The 17,246-nt window shown below is 69.7% G+C and carries 19 protein-coding genes and 1 tRNA gene; 15 read left to right on the top strand and 5 right to left on the bottom strand.

Annotation, left to right across the window (positions count from 1 at the left end; all coding sequences use genetic code 11):
- Positions 1-550: 550 nt before the first annotated feature.
- From ABZ714_RS33985 to ABZ714_RS33995, 3 genes are read right to left on the bottom strand one after another with little or no spacing between them, the layout of a single operon-like run.
- Positions 551-1,240 carry a YdcF family protein gene (locus ABZ714_RS33985; protein WP_358829236.1) on the bottom strand — a complete coding sequence of 230 codons (690 nt, stop codon included), beginning with the start codon at positions 1,238-1,240 and terminating at the stop codon, positions 551-553.
- Positions 1,240-1,569 (bottom strand): hypothetical protein, encoded by a 330-nt coding sequence (locus ABZ714_RS33990; protein WP_358829237.1) that lies wholly within the window; start codon positions 1,567-1,569, stop codon positions 1,240-1,242. The genes ABZ714_RS33985 and ABZ714_RS33990 overlap by 1 nt, the downstream gene beginning before the upstream one ends.
- Entirely contained in the window at positions 1,559-2,368 is an 810-nt protein-coding gene (locus ABZ714_RS33995) for a GntR family transcriptional regulator (RefSeq protein ID WP_358829238.1), read from the bottom strand. Before ABZ714_RS33995 ends, ABZ714_RS33990 begins: the two co-directional genes overlap by 11 nt.
- A 439-nt stretch (positions 2,369-2,807) precedes the next feature.
- Here ABZ714_RS33995 and ABZ714_RS34000 point away from each other — a divergent pair, with 439 nt between their 5' ends.
- From ABZ714_RS34000 to ABZ714_RS34060, 13 genes are all read left to right on the top strand, one after another.
- On the top strand, positions 2,808-3,077 hold the full coding sequence (locus ABZ714_RS34000) for a DUF6284 family protein (protein WP_358829239.1): 270 nt from the start codon (positions 2,808-2,810) through the stop codon (positions 3,075-3,077).
- Complete coding sequence (locus tag ABZ714_RS34005) at positions 3,074-3,523, top strand: Pycsar system effector family protein (RefSeq protein ID WP_358829240.1); 450 nt, start codon at positions 3,074-3,076, stop codon at positions 3,521-3,523. The genes ABZ714_RS34000 and ABZ714_RS34005 overlap by 4 nt, the downstream gene beginning before the upstream one ends.
- 41 nt (positions 3,524-3,564) lie before the next feature.
- Positions 3,565-4,398 (top strand): protein spdB, encoded by an 834-nt coding sequence (locus ABZ714_RS34010; protein WP_358829252.1) that lies wholly within the window; start codon positions 3,565-3,567, stop codon positions 4,396-4,398.
- Positions 4,395-4,784 carry an RRQRL motif-containing zinc-binding protein gene (locus ABZ714_RS34015; RefSeq protein WP_358829241.1) on the top strand — a complete coding sequence of 130 codons (390 nt, stop codon included), beginning with the start codon at positions 4,395-4,397 and terminating at the stop codon, positions 4,782-4,784. Before ABZ714_RS34010 ends, ABZ714_RS34015 begins: the two co-directional genes overlap by 4 nt.
- Before the next feature lie 21 nt (positions 4,785-4,805).
- The gene (locus tag ABZ714_RS34020; protein ID WP_358829242.1) at positions 4,806-5,207 is read left to right on the top strand and encodes a DUF6251 family protein; all 402 of its coding nucleotides are present in this window, start codon (positions 4,806-4,808) and stop codon (positions 5,205-5,207) included.
- Between the two features lie 95 nt (positions 5,208-5,302).
- Positions 5,303-5,506, top strand: coding sequence for a hypothetical protein (locus tag ABZ714_RS34025; RefSeq protein WP_358829243.1), 204 nt, complete (start codon positions 5,303-5,305; stop codon positions 5,504-5,506).
- A gap of 4 nt (positions 5,507-5,510) precedes the next feature.
- The gene (locus ABZ714_RS34030) at positions 5,511-5,906 is read left to right on the top strand and encodes a DUF3307 domain-containing protein (protein WP_358829244.1); all 396 of its coding nucleotides are present in this window, start codon (positions 5,511-5,513) and stop codon (positions 5,904-5,906) included.
- Between the two features lie 78 nt (positions 5,907-5,984).
- Complete coding sequence (locus tag ABZ714_RS34035) at positions 5,985-6,209, top strand: DUF6257 family protein (protein WP_358829245.1); 225 nt, start codon at positions 5,985-5,987, stop codon at positions 6,207-6,209.
- Between the two features lie 98 nt (positions 6,210-6,307).
- Positions 6,308-8,461 (top strand): FtsK/SpoIIIE domain-containing protein, encoded by a 2,154-nt coding sequence (locus ABZ714_RS34040; RefSeq protein WP_358829253.1) that lies wholly within the window; start codon positions 6,308-6,310, stop codon positions 8,459-8,461.
- Positions 8,462-8,738: 277 nt separating this feature from the next.
- Positions 8,739-9,587, top strand: a complete 849-nt coding sequence (locus tag ABZ714_RS34045) for a bifunctional DNA primase/polymerase (protein WP_358829246.1) — start codon at positions 8,739-8,741, stop codon at positions 9,585-9,587.
- Positions 9,588-9,589: 2 nt separating this feature from the next.
- On the top strand, positions 9,590-11,065 hold the full coding sequence (locus ABZ714_RS34050) for an ATP-binding protein (protein WP_358829247.1): 1,476 nt from the start codon (positions 9,590-9,592) through the stop codon (positions 11,063-11,065).
- Between the two features lie 553 nt (positions 11,066-11,618).
- Positions 11,619-11,828 carry an excisionase family DNA-binding protein gene (locus tag ABZ714_RS34055; protein ID WP_358829254.1) on the top strand — a complete coding sequence of 70 codons (210 nt, stop codon included), beginning with the start codon at positions 11,619-11,621 and terminating at the stop codon, positions 11,826-11,828.
- Positions 11,828-13,012, top strand: a complete 1,185-nt coding sequence (locus tag ABZ714_RS34060) for a tyrosine-type recombinase/integrase (RefSeq protein ID WP_358829248.1) — start codon at positions 11,828-11,830, stop codon at positions 13,010-13,012. Before ABZ714_RS34055 ends, ABZ714_RS34060 begins: the two co-directional genes overlap by 1 nt.
- 51 nt (positions 13,013-13,063) lie before the next feature.
- On the opposite strand, the gene ABZ714_RS34065 is transcribed toward ABZ714_RS34060, so the two are convergent.
- Positions 13,064-13,137 (bottom strand) — tRNA-Gly (locus ABZ714_RS34065).
- Positions 13,138-13,593: 456 nt separating this feature from the next.
- Between ABZ714_RS34065 and dcd the strand changes: the two genes are divergently transcribed.
- Both dcd and ABZ714_RS34075 read left to right on the top strand, forming a co-directional pair.
- Positions 13,594-14,169: a dCTP deaminase gene (dcd, locus tag ABZ714_RS34070; protein ID WP_358829249.1), complete on the top strand. Its 576-nt coding sequence runs from the start codon at positions 13,594-13,596 to the stop codon at positions 14,167-14,169.
- Positions 14,170-14,171: 2 nt separating this feature from the next.
- Complete coding sequence (locus tag ABZ714_RS34075) at positions 14,172-14,684, top strand: phosphoribosyltransferase (protein WP_358829250.1); 513 nt, start codon at positions 14,172-14,174, stop codon at positions 14,682-14,684.
- Between the two features lie 6 nt (positions 14,685-14,690).
- Here the strand turns inward: ABZ714_RS34075 and ABZ714_RS34080 are convergent, their stop codons facing one another.
- On the bottom strand, positions 14,691-16,037 hold the full coding sequence (locus ABZ714_RS34080) for a helix-turn-helix domain-containing protein (protein ID WP_358829251.1): 1,347 nt from the start codon (positions 16,035-16,037) through the stop codon (positions 14,691-14,693).
- Positions 16,038-17,246: the final 1,209 nt, after the last annotated feature.

A 17,246-nucleotide genomic window follows, 5' to 3' on the forward strand; every position in this document is an offset into this window, starting at 1 on the left:
GTACCCCCACCGCGTGGACTCCCTCCTCCGCCTTGCGATCCACGGCACCAGACCCCGCTCGCTGATCCAGCCTGATCCGTCAGACACGCCCTAGGTGTCCTGCCCTGTGAGGTCGACAACGCCGGGGGCGCCTCCTGCGCCCGAGGGGTCGCGTGGGGGAGTGCGCGTGCCGACGGGATGTGCCGGTCACGGCCCAAAGCCGTGACCGGGGTGGCCTTCTGAGGGCGTGTCCGCCCAGGGCGCGGCCGTCGACTCGTGCTCGCCCGGGGGAACGGCCCGGGGCGGCCACTTGTCGGCCGGCGCCGGCGGCACACACCCCGCGCCGCGGCACCGGGGCGCGGTGGCCTCGATGAATTCCGGGCAACGACGAAGCCCCCGGCCGTCGGCCGGGGGCTTCGTGGAAGAGCGGGTGACGAGAATCGAACTCGCGCTCTGAGCTTGGGAATCTTGCCTCTGAGGACCTTTATACACGGTCTGACCTCGCGTGAAGCGCGTGCCGGACGCTCTTGGGCCACATCCGGTCACCCGTCATTGACCGTGGCTTACCGCCCTAGGTGGTGCGCAGGTTGTGCGGGTTGTAGCTGGTCGCGCCCCGGGGAACGATTCGGCTGGTGAAGCCAGCGGCGCGCAATCGCTCGTAGGCGTGCATCACATCGGTTGGTACTTCCTGCGCGACCATGAACCCTTGGTCGGGGTAGATCAGGAGCCGCTGAAGGGCGCCTACGAGCATGTCGATGACCAGACCCGCATCTCCGATGGAGGCGATGTAGTCCTCAAAGGTCATCGGAGCGGACGTGCTTACGATCTCCACCTCGGGCCAGAGCTGGCGGGCCGTTGCGTACGCGCGTCGCTCCTCGTACGGCTTGCTGACCATCAGCACGGACGACACGGCAACGCCCGCGCGCTCCAGAACCGCCCGTGAGAAGCGGATGTTCTCGCCGGTGTTGCGGGCCCTGGGTTCCGTGAGTACCGCAGACGCCGGAACGCCGAGTTCGAGTGCTCGCTCCCGGTAATGGACGGCTTCTCCACGCGGCATTCGCGCTGCCGTCGTAGGGCTGGTGGCCCCGGTGAACAGGAGCACCGGCGCCATGCCGCGCCGGTACAGGTCCACGGCCGCGTCGGCAACGCCCAGGTCGTGACTCCCCAAGCCGATGGCGACCGAGCAAGGCTGGAGGGCATGGCCCATCTGGTGGTAGTCCCAGATGAGCCGTGCGTCCTCCCACGCTTGGGCGGAGATCATTACTCGGTCCCGTCCTGCGGCCGGTCGAACGCGGCCCGAGCTTCGTCCGGCCCGGCCGCCCCGATCGCCGAGGCCACCTGTTCCCAGGTCGCCCCCTGCTTCAGGCCCTCACGTACGAGTTGCTGCTCTTGGTCGTCGAGGCTTCGCCGCATCGCCGTACCGAGTGCCAAGGCGGCGAGTACGTCTGCCGCGTCGCCCGACGCCTCAGTGATGCGCGAGACGTGCTGGTCTCGGCGCCCCACCAGTAGCCACAGGTCGGACGTGGGCACGTCGTCAGGGGTCGTGATGGCCGCGACGTCGATGGCCTGCGGCTTTCCTTCACTCGGCACGGGGGCCTTCCTCGTTGGTCTTCTGGGCAGCGGAGTCAGGAACCTTGAAGTCGTACTCCCACGCGAACCGCGTGGCGGCGTGCACGCCGATCGCGAATTCGACCACGGTACCGTCCGCCGTGTATGTCGTTCGGTGCAGCTCGACGACGGGTTCTCCCGGAGGCAACTGCAACTGCGCGACCTCATCGGGCGCCGGTACTCGGGCGAACAGCCTCTCCTTCATGTGATCGATCTCGTATCCAGCGTCATAGAGCACGCGGAAGCCTCCGCCGCGTCCGGCCGGGCCCGGAGTCGGGTCTACCAGCCGGGTCCCCTCAACGTGCTCGGGCCGGTAGTAGCTGGTCAGGGTATGTGTCGGCTGCTGGCCTTCCTTCACAAGCCGGGCCCGCGCGTATACCTCCGAGCCCTCTGGCACGCCGAGCCCGGCGGCGACGGCGGGGGACGCCTGCACCAGGCTGATCGTCTGGGTTTGCTCCCCCCGCTTGTACGCGCGCCCCGAGGCGACGCGGTCTGCGATGAAGGCCACTTCGTCGCCATCTCGCCACTTGGCCTTGTCGTAGCGGGCGATCCCGAGCCGCTTGAGCCGGGCCCGGGGGCGGACCACGGTGCCGTGTCCCCGTGACGAGGTCACCAACCCTTCGGCTTCGAGGGCCTTGTACGCCTGGTGAACAGTGCTCTTTGAGCCTTCGCCTGCGTCAACGAGATCTCTGATGTGGGGGAGGCGATCCCCCGGTTCGTACTCCCCGCTCCTGATCTGGTCGGCCAGCCTGTCCGCCAGCTCTCGCCACTTAGGCGACATCCCGGCTCCTCTCGACGCCTCCAAGTCAAACACAGTCCCAGGACTGTTGACAGTCCCAGGACTGTGCGGCATCGTCTTACTTGTGAGGCGCAGTCCTAGGACAGCGAATCGCATGGCCCTTCTTTGGGCTGCTCAAAGCACGTCAAGGGGCCCGGGACAGAGCGGGCCGAGGGTCCCGGATCCCTGGTCAACCGGAGGGCAAATCGAGACCGAAAGGTCACGTCTCCAGCCTGAAACGGGAGCTCGTGTTCCCGAAGGAGACAACCGCACATCAAGCGTCCGCAGCTCTGGCTGCGGCCGGTTGCCTCTCCTGCCCGTCCGGCCTCTCGGGTCGTACGGGCGGGGTGGGGGAGCTGGAAAGTCCGCTCCAACGGCGCGACCCCGGGGGTGCTGCCCCGGGGTCGCAAGGGCCGTTTCACCGGAAGGAGAAGAACGACCCGTGAACACCATCTTGGCACTGCACGCGGCCGTTACGGCCGTGGCGGCCGACGGGGAGCCGTCGGCCGCCGAGCTGGACGAGATCGAGCGGGAGATGCCGCTGATCCTCGCCGAGGTCGATGAGCTGGACGTACGGATCGCCGTCCTCGACCGGACGCCGACCGAGCTGGACGCGCGGCGGATCCGCCGGGCCCGGCGCCGGGTGCTGGAGGCCCGCCGTCAGATGGCGAACGCCCCCGCCGCGTCGGGGCTGGCGGGGGGTGCGGCGTGATCGCCCCGTATGACGCGGTGGCCGCCGCGCACGCCGAGGTGAAGGCAGAGATCGCCCGCACCGACACCAAGACCAGCCTGCTGCTGGCGTTCGTCGGCGCGGCGCTGGTCGGGGTGTGGACGGTCGCGAAGGACGCCCACCTCCCGGCCGCCTCCGCTGCGGTCGGCGGGGCCGCGATCCTGCTCCTGATCGGTGCGCTCGGGCTGCTGCTGTTCGCGGTCCGCCCGAACCTGAACGGCCGCCATGGCTTCTGCCGGTGGGCGGCCGAGACCGCCGACGAGATCGGCGAGGGTCTGCGGGTGGACACGCGGTGCGCGGACATCGCCGGGCTGTCCCGCCTCGCGATGGTGAAGTACCACCGACTTCAGAGGGCGGTCGACCTGATCGGCGCGGCCATGCTGCTCCTGGTGGCCGCCGCAGCGATCGCGATCGGCGGTGTCTCGTGAGCGCCCGCCGGTCGGCCGCGACCGCCGCCCCCGCCATCGCGATGACCGCCGTGTCCATGGTGCTCACGCTGGCCGTGGTGATGATCTGGCTCGGGGCCGTGGTGCCGTGGCCGATTGCTCTGGTGGTCGGTCTCGGCATCGACGGCGGCTGGCTCGCCACCCTCGCCTACGAACGCCGCCTCGCCGCCCAAGGCGACCGGTCGACCGCCGTGACTGCGGTCGGCTGGGCCTTCGGCCTCGTGGCGACCGGGGTTCTGGTCGCGCACGCGCTCACCGAGACCTCACCGGGCGCGTGGCTGGCCGTCGCCTGGCTCCCCATCGCCGCGAAGCTCCTGTGGCTGGTCCACTCGATGTGGGAGCGCACGGCGCTGACCCCGGCGGCGCTGGGCACGATCCGGGGGATCCAGCAGGACGCCCGGGACACGGCCGCCGTCGCCCGCGCCCAGCTCGCCGCCCAAGCCGCCACCGAAGAGACGCGGCTCACCGCTGTGACGGCGGCCGGGGCCCGCGTCGCACGCGTCCAGGCCCGTACCGCCCAGGTACTCACCGAGGCGTGGGGAGCACTGGAAACCGCACGGCAAGGGGACGCCCGCAGGGCGCTGACCAGCGTGACGACCCCCGTCACGCCCGACACGACGACCGTCACACCCTCATGGGATCTCCCGGTCTGGGGCCCGGTCGAGCCGGTGACGGCCCCGGCTCTGGAGACCGGCCCGGCCCTGTCGGACGACGTCCTCGACGCGCTCGTGGACGAGATCCGTCACAGCGTCACACCCCCGCTGTCGTACCGCGACATGGCCACCCGCTTCCGTGCCACTGGGCACTCCGCCTCGGAGACGCGGCTGCGGGCGGCGTGGAAGCGGGTCGCCTCGTGAGCCCGGCCTACGGCCGGTGCTACGACCCGACCGGCGCCCTCCACGGGATACCCACCTACCCGTGGAGGCTGGCGCCGGACGGGTATGCGACGCGCCGTCAGCTCCGGGCCGCCGGTCTGCGGCCCGGCGGTCAGCCGGTCGCCGCCCAGCTCATGCGGCGCTCCGCGCGCCGTCCCGGCGGTGTGAGCATCGCCCACCTCTACCGGCTCGACCTCGCCCGCCCCGTGCGGCGGATGACGTCGCGGAAGTGGGGCGCCCTCGCGCTGGCGATGCTCGCCCGCCGCACCTGCCCCCAATGCCGGACGGATGCCGGATACGTCATCCCGCGATCACTCGGCATGTGCGTGACCTGCGCCTACCCCGACCAGACTCCGGCCGCCGTCTGAGCGGCCCGCAAGGAGCCCCTCATGACCTCTCACCTTCCCGAGCCCGTGCCGGGGGTGCATCCGGTGGTGGTCCGTCTCCCGGACGGCACCTACGGATACGCACCGCCCGGCACCCTCCCCACCCCCCACCAGCCCACCAGCGGCGCCCCGGTCCCGCAGGTGGTGCACGTCCACCAGGCCCCGCCGGACCGCACCCTCCAGCGCGCCGCCCTCGGCGGCGGAGTAGGGGCCGGAGCCATCGGCGCCGCCGTCTACCTCGGCCCGATGCTGGTCGCCGCGATCACCTCCATGGCCATCAGCCTCGCCGTCGTCGCCCTCGTCATCGTCTGCGTGACCTGGGGACTCGCCACGGCCATCAAGTCCATCGGCGGGCCGGACGGCACGGCCGCCGCGAAGAACATCGCCCGAGCCCGCAAGCGCTGATCTGACGGTTGCCTGTCCCCGCCCGGCCGCGTCCTCGACGTGGCGGGCGCGGGCGGGGAGCCGGGACAGACCCGGCCCCAGAAGGGACCCACATCATGAAGCCCTGGGAGATCGCACGGCTGCTCCGTCAGGAAGCCGAAGCCCAGCACGGCCAGTACGACACGGCGGACGAGCAGCCGACCCCCAACATCAACACCGGCGTCGTGTACGGCGGTCAGAGCGTCACGAACACGATCGTGACCGGCGACTACATCGGCGGAAACAAGATCGGCAAGAAGAACAAGAAGAAGGGGCGCTGACCCGATGTTCGCCGAACTCTTCGCGCTCCTCTACGTCGCCCATCTGGCGGCTGACTACCCGCTCCAGACCGACCATCAGGCCGAGCACAAGGCCGAGGGCGGCTTAGCCGGATGGGTGGCGAACGCCGCCCACGCCGGTACGCATGTCGCGGTCGCGGCCGGTTTGCTCGCGGTCGGCGCGGTGCTGCTGGACTGGTCGCTGTCGGTCCCGGCCGCCGCCGTCGCGGTGGTCTGGATCGGAGCCACCCACGCTCTGATCGACCGGCGGTGGCCCATCCGCTGGTGGATGACCCACACCGGCCAGACCGTATGGGCCGACCACGGCGGCGCCGCGCACGTCGACCAGACCGCCCACATCATCGCCCTGACCGCCGCCGCCCTCGGCCTCGCCGCCGTCTGACCGGCTGCCCGATCCGCCCGGCATGGCACGGGCGGTGAGGGGAGCCGGGACAGTCCCGGCCCCGGAAGGGGACCCCGGATGGCGAACCACCGAGACCGAGCCGCCGATGGCCGTACGCCGCGTCTGACGGCCGTCGAGATCGCGAAGATCACGGTGCTGACGGCCCGGATGGCGAAGCGCGGCCTGGCGGATGACCGCGTGTACGGCGGCCGGGTCTACCAGGGCGACCTGGAGCGGCGCGTTGACCGGATCCTTGACGGCGCCCGCGCCCGTGAGGAGAAGGCCGCGAAGAACAGGAAGTAGCTGTGCCCCCGGGGCGGCCGTCCCGGCCAAGGAATCGGGCCGCCCCGGGCCTATCCCCCTGATCACCACCCTGTGGGTGGAGAGGAGACGTGTTCAGCATGACGGAGTGCGTGGAAGCTGCGGTAGTGGCGGAGGTTCTGGATCTGGAGAAGCGGCGGGCCGCGAAGTCCGCCGACCCTGCCGAGGGTTCGGGGCCGGTCGGGGTGCCGGCGGATCCGGCACCGGTGGTGGAGGCGGTGGACCGGGTAGACAATCCGCTGGCGGACTGGCTGACGGTTCCGGATGGGCCGGTGCTGCCCGCGTGGGCCCGCTCCCGCGCCTCCGTGGTGGCCAACGTGACGGCGTTGGGGCGTCTGTCGTGGTGGCACACCCGCTACCACGGGGTCCGGGCTCCGAAGTACCTGGTGAAGGCCGTGCTCCTGGCGGCGCGGGGGTTCTTCCGCGCGGCGTGGGGGCTGTGGCCGACGCTGTCCGCGCAGGACCACAGCGCCGCTGTGAAGGCGCTGGCGGCGCAGTCGAAGGCACGGCCGGAGGATGTCGAACTGGCGGTGCGGCTTCAGATCGCGCACGCCGCCCGGACGCATTCGCGCCGGTGGCGGTTCGGCGCCGCCGCGGCGGCGGTCGCCGCCGCGACGGCCGGGGTTGCGCTCCTTCCGCCTCTGGCTCAGGCGGGGGTGGGGGCGGCGGTGATCGTGCCGCTGGCCCACCTCGGGCGCGGGAAGGAGACGCGGCTGCTGGATCAGGGGGCGCCGCCGATCCGGGTGGACATGTCCGCCCAGCAGCTCAATGAGGCTCTTCGCGCCGCCGGTCTCCTCAAAAGCGGCAAGGGCGACGACGACGGGCCGAAGGTGTCGTGCAGCATGGGGCCGGTTCGTGACGGCCGTGGCTGGGCGGTGATCTTCGACCTTCCGCGCGGAGGCGGGAAGACAGCCTCGGATGTGCTGGCGAAGCGTGAGGTCATCGCCCAGGAACTCGGGGTCGATGAGATCCAGGTCATCATGTCCCGGGTGCGGGCAGCGAAGGGCGGCAACGCCGGGCGGGTCAGCATGTGGGTGGCGGACGATGACCCCTACCTGGGAACGCCGAACCCGTCCCCGCTCGCGACCATGGACCGGTTCTCGATCTGGGACCCGGTTCCGTTCGGCGGGGACGCCCGGTCGGCCCGGGTCCGTATTCCGGTGATGTGGCAGTCCATGTTCTTCGGAGGCCTGCCCCGCCGGGGCAAGACGTTCGCTCAGCGGCTGCTCACCGCTGCCGGTCTGCTGGACGCCTACGTGCGGCACTACGTCGCAGACGGCAAGGGCGGGGCGGACTGGATGCCGATGAAGGCCGTCGCCCACCGGCTCGTCATGGGCGCCGAGGACGACGCGATCGAAGCACTCAAGGCCATGCTCGCCGAACTGCTGGTCGAGATGGAGCGGCGATTCGCCCTGCTGCGGGAGCTGCCCACCTCGGTATGCCCGGAGGGCAAGCTCACCCCGGAGATCGTGGCCCGCTACAACCTGCCCGTCATCTTCGTCACCATCGACGAGTTGCAGGAGTACTTCACCGCGATGGAACGCGAGGACCGCGAGCAGGTCATCAACGACCTGTGCCGCATCGCCCGCCGGGGCCCGGCGGCCGGGTTCGTCTCCAACTTCGCCAGCCAGCGCCCCGACGCCGAGTCGGTCCCGGCGAAGCTGCGGGAGATCATCACCATCCGCTACTGCACCCAGGTGGTGGACCGCACCAGCAGTGACATGGTGCTGGGCAAGGGCAAAGCCGCCCAGGGCGCGGACGCCTCCGTGCTCTCCGAGGAGCACAAGGGCACCGGAGTTCTGGTCACCGGTCCCGCCTCCTACGTCACCGTCCGCGCCGACTACCTCGACGGCCCCGCGTTCGCCGCGATCTGCCGCAAGGGCCGCGCCCTGCGCGAAGCAGCCGGACAGCTCACCGGCGACGCCGCAGGCGATGTGACCGCCGCCGCCGACGCGGCCGGGATCACCGTCGCGCCGATCGTCTCCGACGTCCTCGACGTCATGCGCCACTCCCCGCGGATGTACACGACCGATCTGCTCGCCGCCCTAGTCAACCTCGATGAGGACACCTACGGCGACCTCAACGCCGAAACCCTCGCCAGCGAGCTGGAGGCGGCCGGGGTCAAGCGCTCCTCCAAGCAGGTCAAGATCGGCGGCAAGGCACTGGCCGGGTACCAGCGGCGCGACATCGAAGACGCCGTCCCCGCCGAACTCCTCCTCGCCACCAGCCGCTAACCGGCCCGGGTCATGGGGGTCCCCATGACCCACCACCCCCGAACACCCCCGCCCCCGCCCCGTGACCGGACCCGCCAACGGCGGGCCCGGTCACGGGGGCCCATGACCCCGGTCACGGGGCAGGTCATGCCCCCTGACCAGCAAGGTCATGGGGGTCATGGGGGTACGGGCACTCATCCCACCACCCACTCAAACCCGAAAACCAAGGGCGGCCCCCTTCTCGCCAAAGTCCGGGGCCGCCCTCTTCTCCTGATCTAGCTGACCGGAGGTCTCCAGCATGACCCATGACCGCCCGCCCCTGCTACAGGTCGCCCTCGACCTCGCCCGGCAGGGCGTGCCCGTGCTCCCGCTGCGGGAGAAGCGGCCCCCGGCGAACTGCTCCGCATGCCGGGAGACGGCGTGCGGGGGCCGTCCGCACATGCGGGTCCCGGGCCCGTGCGCGTGCCCGCTGCCCTGCCACGGGTGGGCCGCCGCCACGATCGAACCGCGCGTGCTCACCTCGCCTCAGTGGGCGGCTGACTGGCATCACGCCACCGGCCTCGCCTACCACCCCGGTGGCGCCCGGGTCACCGTCCTCGACCTGGACGACCCCGCCGCCGTCACCTGGGCCCGCGACACCCTCCCCCCGACGCGGACCGTGGTCACGACGCGCGGGGAGCACTGGATCTACGGCGGGGCGATGCGGTCCGCGAACGCCGTCCGGCCCGGGGTCGACATCAAGTCGGCCATGTCGTACGCGCGGTGGCTCGGCCCCGGTACCGGCGACATGGCGCCCCTGCCCGACGCCGTACGGGCCCTGGTGGTCCGGGAGACCCCCGTACCGGCCCCGGTTCGGCGTCCGGTCGGAGTGTCCGCGCCGGGCGGGGGCGGGGCGTGTCCGCACCGCTCCCCCGTCTACCTGGAGCGGGGTATCTCGATGGCCGAGCAGCGCATCACCGCCGCCACCAGCGCCATCCACACCACCGTCTATTCGGCGTTCCTGGCGGTGCTGTCCGCGCACGGCCGGTGCGGCTGCCTCACGACCGGCCATGTCGAGCGGCTGTTCACCGCCGCACGGGCCAAGGGCGAGAGCGTGCGGCACTGCTCCGACGCGTGGACCAACGCCCGTACGGCCCTGGGGGTGTAGGGGTGTCCGAGGACGAGAAGAACCCGGCCCGCAAGGTCATCACCGACTACGCCCAAGCGCACTTCCGGTACTTCCGCACCGCCGACGGCACCGTCTACGCCCAGCGCAACGGGTCCCCGGTCGCCCGGCCGATCCGCTCCCAGGGCACGACCGGCAGCCACCGTCAGGAACTCATGGTCGACCTCTTCCGGGACGGCATCGGCGTGTTCAACGGCACGGCCTTGAAGGAGGCACTCGACTTGATCGAAGCACTCGCCCTCACCGAAGGCGTACAGCCCACCCACATCCGCGTCGCGCCCGGGGTCGACGGGGCGACGTGGCTGGACCTCGGGCGCGACGACGGCCAGTCCGTCCGGATCCACCCCACCGGCTGGGACATCCTCACCCCCGACCCGCGCGAGGTCTGCTGGCGGCGTACCCAGCTCACCGGCGAACTCCCCCTCCCGGCCAAGGACACCGAGGGCAAGGGCATCGACCTCCTTCTGAGGCTGACGAACTTCGCGGGGCCGTCGAGTGAGTGCCTGGCCATCGCCTGGCTCATCGGCTGCCTGGAGCCCAGCGTGCCCGTCCCGGCGCCGTTCCTCACCGGCCCGCAGGGCGCGGGGAAGTCGACCGCCGGGCGGATGCTGGTGCGGATCATCGAGGGCATGACCGGTGACCTGCGCCGCGCCCCGAAGGACGAGGAGAACCTGATCACGGCCGTCGCCGCCGGATGGGTCACCGCCCTGGACAACCTCTCCCACCTGCCCCCGGACCTGTCCGACGCCATGTGCTGCATCGTCACCGGCGCCGAGTCGGTCAAGCGCGCCCTGTTCACCGACGGCGACGTCGTCCGCTCCCGCTACCGCCGCCCGCTCCTGCTCACCGGCATCGACGTCGGCGTCATCCGCCCCGACCTCGCCGAACGCCTCCTCCCCCTCCGCCTCGTCCGGCCCAAGGTCCGGCGGACCGAAGCGGAGCTGTGGGCCGAGTACGCGGAAGTCCTGCCCATGGTCCTCGGCTCCCTCCTCGACCTGACCGTGCAGGTGCGGGCCGCCGAGGCGGACACCCCCACCGATCTCCGCATGGCCGACTTCGCCCGCCTGTGCGCCCAGCTCGACACGGTCGCCGGACTCGGGGCCCTGCCCGCCTACCGGGCCAGCCTCGACGACCTCAACGACGACGTCATCGAAGGCGACCTGCTCGCCCAGACGGTCCTCAAGCACGCCTCCGGGCTCAACGCGGGCGGCGAGGAGCGGATGACGTCCTCGGAATGGCTGCACGCGCTCTCCGGCCTCTACAGCGGCGAGGAACTCCGCCCCCTTCCTAAAGGGTGGCCGACGACCGGCAAAGTCCTCTCAGACCGCCTCAAGCGCCTTCAGCCCACCCTCGCAGCCCGGGGCGTCCTCATCGACTGGGGCCGCACCAGGGAAGGCCGCTACATCGAAATGGCCCGCCCGGCAGACCCGACCCCGGGCCAGCAGCAAGCCGCGTTCTGACGCACCGTCACCTTGAGAAGCAAGAGGAGCACCCGGCCCCGCGTGCTCCTCTTGCTCCTCCGGCGGCGACAGCCGCCCCGCAAAGAACGCGCCGCGAAGCGGCCCCTTCTTCACGCCCTGAGCAGCACGCACCACCACAGAAACCCCCCGCTTCTTTCCTAAGTGGGGAACGCTGCGTCACCTACGTCACCAGAGCCCGAAAGACGGCCGGTGACCTGCGGCAACGAGGGTGACGCAGACACCCGAATCCTGCGTCACCTCTGCGTCACCGCGTCACCCCGTGACACGGCCCTGCGTCACCGGTGACGCAGCCGGGACCTGGCTGCGTCACCAAAAACCGCAGGTCAGAGCGCCGTATGACGCAGATGACGCGGTGACGCAGAAATCCCCACCTCGGACAGCACCGACCGCCTCACTGAGACGTCTTGCCCGCGACCGCCCACCCTCCGGCCGACCAGGCCCGGCACCCCGCAAGGAGTCATGTCTGATGGGCAACCTTGCTCACATTGGGCGGAGGCTCACTGCCGCGCCCGCTCCGGCTGTTACCTCGCCGCTGGAAGAGACCTACCTGGACGTCCCCGCGCTCGCCAAGTTGCTGGGGACCACCGAACGATTCCCGCGCCGTCTCGTAGCTGAACGACGCATCCGGTACCTCAAGGCCGGTACCCACGTTCGCTTCCCGGCCAGCGCCGTCGAAGAGTTCCTGGCCACCAACACCGTTGAACCGATCCGGCCGCGCCGCCGCGCGAGGAGGGCCGCTTGATGGCTAAGCGCAAGAAGAGTGCGAAGAAGATGACGATGCGCCGGTTCGGGGCCGTCAGGCAGTACCGGTCGGGGCGCTGGACTGCCTCCTACCTGGACCCGGCAGGGGAGCGCCGCCGGGCGCCCGAGACCTTCGAGACGAAGACCGACGCTGAGATCTGGCTCTCGCAGGTCGAAGCGGACATGACCCGTGAGACGTGGCGGGACCCGGACGCTGGCGCGGTGAACTTCGAGGAGTACGCCACGAAGTGGGTGGTGGAACGAGGCGTTGCGCCCCTGACGGTGGAGCTGTACACCCGGCTGCTCAGGCTTCATCTCCTTCCCTCGTTCGACGCGTTCGACCTGGACGAGATCACCCCGCCGCGCGTACGGGAGTGGAGGGCGGAGCGCCTGGCCGCGACGGGTGCCACGACCGTGGCGAAGTCCTACCGGCTGCTGAAAGCCATCCTGGAGACCGCGACCGACGACGAACTGATCCGCCGGAATCCCTGCCGCATTCGCGGTGCCGGAAAGGAGGTCTCGCAGTCGGGTCAGGTGGCGACGGTCGCCCAGGTCGACGCACTCGCGGACGCCATCGGCATCCGGTGGCGCTTGATGGTCTACCTCGGGGCCTACGGGCCCATGAGGCCGGAAGAGCAGGCGGAGCTTCGACGCAAGGATGTGGACGTCGACAACGTCACCATCGTCGTCCGGAAGGCCGCCCCGGAATTGGCCACGGGCAAAAGGGCCGAGGGACCGACGAAGTCCGAGGCCGGGAAGCGCTTGGTAGTCCTGCCGGAGTTCCTGCGGAAGGATCTCCAGCGGCACATGGACTGGTACGCGGAGAAGGGGCCGGACGGACTGCTGTTCGTCGGAGAGAAGGGCAAGCCTTTCCGCCGCTCCACGTTCGGGCGAAAGTGGCGCAGGGCGCGGACTGCGGTCGGGCTGCCCGAGACCTTCCGCTTCTACGACCTCCGGCACACCGGACACACTCTCTCGACCCGATCGGGCGCGACGCTCAAGGACACGATGGTGCGCGCCGGTCAGTCGACGGAGAAGGCTGCCCTGATCTATCAGCACTCCGACCACGAGCGTCAGAAAGAGGTGGCGGGCGGGCTGGACCGGATGGTGCGAGCGGCCCGGGAGAAGGCACACGAGGATCGCGAAAAGGGGCCGGGTGGTGCAGAGGTGGTGCAAGGTTCCTAGCGAGGTCTAGACAACAAGAAACCCCCGGGTCTCTGACCTGGGGGTTCTGTCTGGAGCGGGTGACGAGAATCGAACTCGCGCTCTGAGCTTGGGAAGCTCATGTTCTACCATTAAACTACACCCGCACGCGGGGCCGAAGATCCGGAACCGCAGTGCCGTCACTCTATCGCATCGCAGACCCCCGGCGTGGGAAGCCGTGGGGTCTTTTCGGTTGTGGGGGTTGTCACGGGTGGTGGGAAGCGGGTGCGGGGCAAGGGAGTTGGGGCTTAGCGTGGCGGGGCGAGTGGCGCGTGAGGAGTGCCGGGGGTCATCGCCTAATGTGGGGGTTCGTCCGCATTTGTTGGGGAAGGGACCCGATGGATCTGATGGAGCGCACCGTCGTCCGTTGTGCCGAGGGGCATGTCTTCGCGACCACCTCGTTTCCGATGCAGCAGCTCGGGGCCGGGAGGATCGGGCCCGCGCGGCTCGTCCGGTGTCCGAGGTGTGCGCGGTTGCGGAGCGTCGTGCCCGTAGGGAAGTGATCGGGGAGCGCACGGGCGTCCGGTTCGGTCGGGTCCGTGCGCTCTGCGTATCCTCGGGGGGTGCTTCTCTCAGACAAGGACATCCGGGCCGAGATCGACGCCGGACGGGTACGCATCGACCCGTTCGATGAATCCATGGTGCAGCCGTCGAGTATCGATGTACGGCTCGACCGCTTCTTCCGGGTGTTCGAGAACCACCGGTATCCGCATATCGACCCCGCCGTGGAGCAGGCCGATCTGACCCGGACCGTGGAGCCCGAGGGGGACGAGGCGTTCATCCTGCACCCCGGGGAGTTCGTGCTGGCCTCCACGTACGAGGTCATCAGCCTGCCGGACGACCTGGCCTCCCGGCTGGAGGGGAAGAGCTCCCTCGGCCGGCTCGGCCTGGTGACGCACTCGACCGCCGGGTTCATCGACCCCGGGTTCTCCGGGCACGTCACGCTGGAGCTGTCGAATCTGGCGACGCTGCCGATCAAGCTCTGGCCGGGGATGAAGATCGGGCAGCTGTGCATGTTCCGGCTCAGCTCGCCCGCCGAGTTCCCGTACGGGAGCGAGCGGTACGGGTCGCGCTACCAGGGGCAGCGGGGGCCGACGGCCTCGCGGTCCTTCCAGAACTTCCACCGGACGCAGGTGTGACCATGAGTGCCGTACGCGAGAACCTGACCTACGAGACCTTCGGCACGGCGGTCCGCGAACTGGCCCGGAGCATCGCCGACGACGGCTTCGAGCCCGACATCGTGCTCTCCATCGCGCGCGGCGGGGTCTTTGTCGCCGGCGGGCTGGCGTACGCGCTGGACTGCAAGAACATCCATCTGGTGAATGTCGAGTTCTATACCGGGGTGGGCACCACCCTGGAGATGCCGGTGATGCTGGCGCCGGTGCCGAACGCGATCGACTTCTCCGACAAGAAGGTGCTCATCGCGGACGACGTCGCCGATACCGGCAAGACGCTGAAGCTGGTGCACGACTTCTGTCTCGACCATGTCGCCGAGGTCCGGTCCGCCGTGATCTACGAGAAGTCGCACTCCCTGGTGAAGTGCGAGTACGTCTGGAAGCGGACCGATGAGTGGATCAATTTCCCGTGGTCTGTTTTGCCTCCATGCCGTAAGTCTGGCACCCCCGTGACACCCTCGAAAGACGCCTTGACGTGATGTAGGTCACTCGAACGGCGGGGCCTCGGGTGGCGGGGAGGTCGAGCCCGGGTGGCGCGACACATGGGATAGCTGATCTTGGAATTCGCGGGTCAGGGCTTCTCGTGGATAGCGGACGTCCAGTTCGTTGGTGAGCTCCCCGGCCACGAGGAGCAGCGACGGTAGCGACTTCCGAGATGTCCCCAACGCCCGCGCTCCGATGGATACAGCCTCTTCGAGGTTTCCGGCCCGGGCTGCCGCGACGCCCAGCGTGAGCCGCGCCTCGGCAACCCGCATGGGTGAAATCTCGGTCCCGTCGGGGGCCGTACCGAGGCGTACGACTTCGTGGGCGTGAGTGGCGGCACGGTCGTCGTCCCCCAGCATTCGGTACGAGTCCATCTCGTAGAAGTCCCACTTATCGGGGTCGATCACGAAATGGTGTTCGCGGTGCTCCGGGCGGGGCAAGCGTTCGAGCCGAGCCCTCCCGGCGTCGAGGGCGGCACGGACTTCCCGAGCCTTGCCCATGCGGGCGTACGCCTTGGCCGACTGCGCGTAGAGCTGGACCCCGATGCTGTGGGTGCTATCGCTCTGATGGCCGATGTTCACACAGTCGATCACGTCCTGATACCGGCCCTGGGTCAAGGCGAACCATGCACCGAGCTCCCATGACCAGGCACTGATTTCGCCGTGACCTGCTTCCTGGCCGATACGCAGTGCGGCGGAGCGGCTGAGTTCGGCGGCCTGGCGCTGCCCCATGTCGTACTCAAGGCAGCCTCCGAGCAGAAAGAGCCAACCTGCCGATACAAGGAGATCCCGGTGCTGACTCAGCGTTGTTCGGCCTTGGAGCAGTCCGGTCACGTGCTGAAGGCCAGCGCGAGTCTGCCGGTGAAGGTCTGCGGCGGGCATTGAGGGGTAGGCCCGGCACAGCTGGTCGATGGCTTGGGCAATGGTGTCCAAGTCAGTGGGGCCGATATCGGTCGCGTGCGCGCGGCGGGCCATTTCTGCTACCTCCCACACTCCGGATTCCACCGGAAGCATGACCGAGGATTCCGGCTGCTTCAACGTGGAGAAGGAGGGGGCGGGGGCTGCTGAGCTCTCCCACGGGCGTGGAGCCAGCCCCAGCATGCCGCCGGGGATACGCAGGGCATCCGCGATCTCCTCGACCTTCGCGAGGGATGTGATGCGGGCCTCGCCTCTGGCGATGACGCCCACCCGGTCGGCCTTGATACCGCAGGCTTCGGCAAGCCTGTTGTAGCTGATCCCGCCCCATTTTCTGGCCAGCCGGAATACAGCCCCGAAGTCCCGGATCGAGAGTGCGGCCCGGACGTCATCACGTTCAAGAACGTGTGGAGGCAAGGCGGTTGCTGGATTCACTTGGCGCATCTTCTAGGCCCCCGGCGACTGATGGATGCAGTGTGATCGCTGCCGAGTTTACCCACCATGGGTATACCCAACATGGGGTAACGCAGCGGCCCTTCTTCGCGTGACGCTCTGAGATCACATGACGGACCCCCGCGACCGTGCGACCGATCCGGGGGCGTGGTCAACGCTGCGAAGGAGCGTCAACGTGCCACAGGCTATCCCCCGACGGGGGGCCGGAAGCGGGAAAAGCGGAGCGGCTGACGACAGGTCGTCATCGCAGAAGGCTGGAGTTCTCTTACGCCGGGGGTTCTGGGCGGAGTTTGCGACGCAGGCAGCGGGTGAGGACGCCCAGTTGGTGGCGTCGTACGACGCGCTGTCGGCGGGTGAGGCGGTCGCCTGGGTCCGCCCGCTCCACCGGATGGCGTCGGAGGCTCTGGCGAACGCCGCCGAATTGGCGGACGTGACGGCCCCGGATGACCGGTACTGGAGCTGGGCGGCGGGCCGCCTGGAGCACGGGCACGCGGCCCTCTTCTCGGTTCGGAGTCCCGCCGTTGCCGCGCAATGGATCGTGCGTCCGGTGATCTTCCTCCCCCTGGTTGGCAGGGTGGACGGGACCCTCCCCCCGTGCTCGGGAGCCTTCGCCTGCCCTGCTGGCGAGCCTGGTCACTCGGGGTGTGCCGGTGGATAGCGGAGGTTTGGTGTACCCGTGCGACGCCTGCCGCTGTCAGGTCGTCGCCTCCGAGTTACGGGCCGTCGGCGTACTGGTGCCTCGGCAGGCCGGTCGCATGAGGCAGTTGATCTATGTCTTCTGCCGGGACCGTGCCGCGTGTGCCGTACGTCGCTCCGACGGGGGTGCGGGAGGGGGTGCGTGATGCGGCAGCGCCTGTGCGTGCTTCTGCTGGTCGTGTTCTGCTACGCGGTCTTCATTCCGGTCGCCGTGATGAGTACTCCTCACCCGTGATGACCCATCAGTTTCGACCCCTTGGGGAGGGTCGGAAATAGGCCGGACCACCCCCTTCGCCTGGAAGCTGTGTGGGTGGTCCGGCTGGTGATCCACTAGGGACCCCGGTGCCGATGGTACCGGGGTACTCGCCGTGCCCTGGCCGCAACGGCGCATGTCGGTAGACATGTTGGGCAACGGGGAAGGATTCGATCATGAGCCGCCCGGAGGAAACGGGGCACTACGCGGAGTCGTTCGACCCCGACGACGTGGTGTGGGTG

This window comes from Streptomyces sp. NPDC006798, from assembly GCF_040635975.1.
Classification (GTDB): domain Bacteria; phylum Actinomycetota; class Actinomycetes; order Streptomycetales; family Streptomycetaceae; genus Streptomyces.

Excerpts from the sequence above, each read along its gene's own strand:
- ABZ714_RS34040 (WP_358829253.1), top strand. The coding sequence starts at position 6,308 with ATGACGGAGTGCGTGGAAGCTGCGGTAGTGGCGGAGGTTCTGGATCTG.
- ABZ714_RS34020 (WP_358829242.1), top strand. The coding sequence starts at position 4,806 with ATGACCTCTCACCTTCCCGAGCCCGTGCCGGGGGTGCATCCGGTGGTG.
- ABZ714_RS34025 (WP_358829243.1), top strand. The coding sequence starts at position 5,303 with ATGAAGCCCTGGGAGATCGCACGGCTGCTCCGTCAGGAAGCCGAAGCC.
- ABZ714_RS34030 (WP_358829244.1), top strand. The coding sequence starts at position 5,511 with ATGTTCGCCGAACTCTTCGCGCTCCTCTACGTCGCCCATCTGGCGGCT.
- ABZ714_RS33985 (WP_358829236.1), bottom strand. The coding sequence starts at position 1,240 with ATGATCTCCGCCCAAGCGTGGGAGGACGCACGGCTCATCTGGGACTAC.
- ABZ714_RS34075 (WP_358829250.1), top strand. The coding sequence starts at position 14,172 with ATGAGTGCCGTACGCGAGAACCTGACCTACGAGACCTTCGGCACGGCG.
- ABZ714_RS34035 (WP_358829245.1), top strand. The coding sequence starts at position 5,985 with ATGGCGAACCACCGAGACCGAGCCGCCGATGGCCGTACGCCGCGTCTG.
- ABZ714_RS34060 (WP_358829248.1), top strand. The coding sequence starts at position 11,828 with ATGGCTAAGCGCAAGAAGAGTGCGAAGAAGATGACGATGCGCCGGTTC.
- ABZ714_RS34010 (WP_358829252.1), top strand. The coding sequence starts at position 3,565 with ATGACCGCCGTGTCCATGGTGCTCACGCTGGCCGTGGTGATGATCTGG.
- ABZ714_RS33995 (WP_358829238.1), bottom strand. The coding sequence starts at position 2,368 with ATGTCGCCTAAGTGGCGAGAGCTGGCGGACAGGCTGGCCGACCAGATC.
- ABZ714_RS34045 (WP_358829246.1), top strand. The coding sequence starts at position 8,739 with ATGACCCATGACCGCCCGCCCCTGCTACAGGTCGCCCTCGACCTCGCC.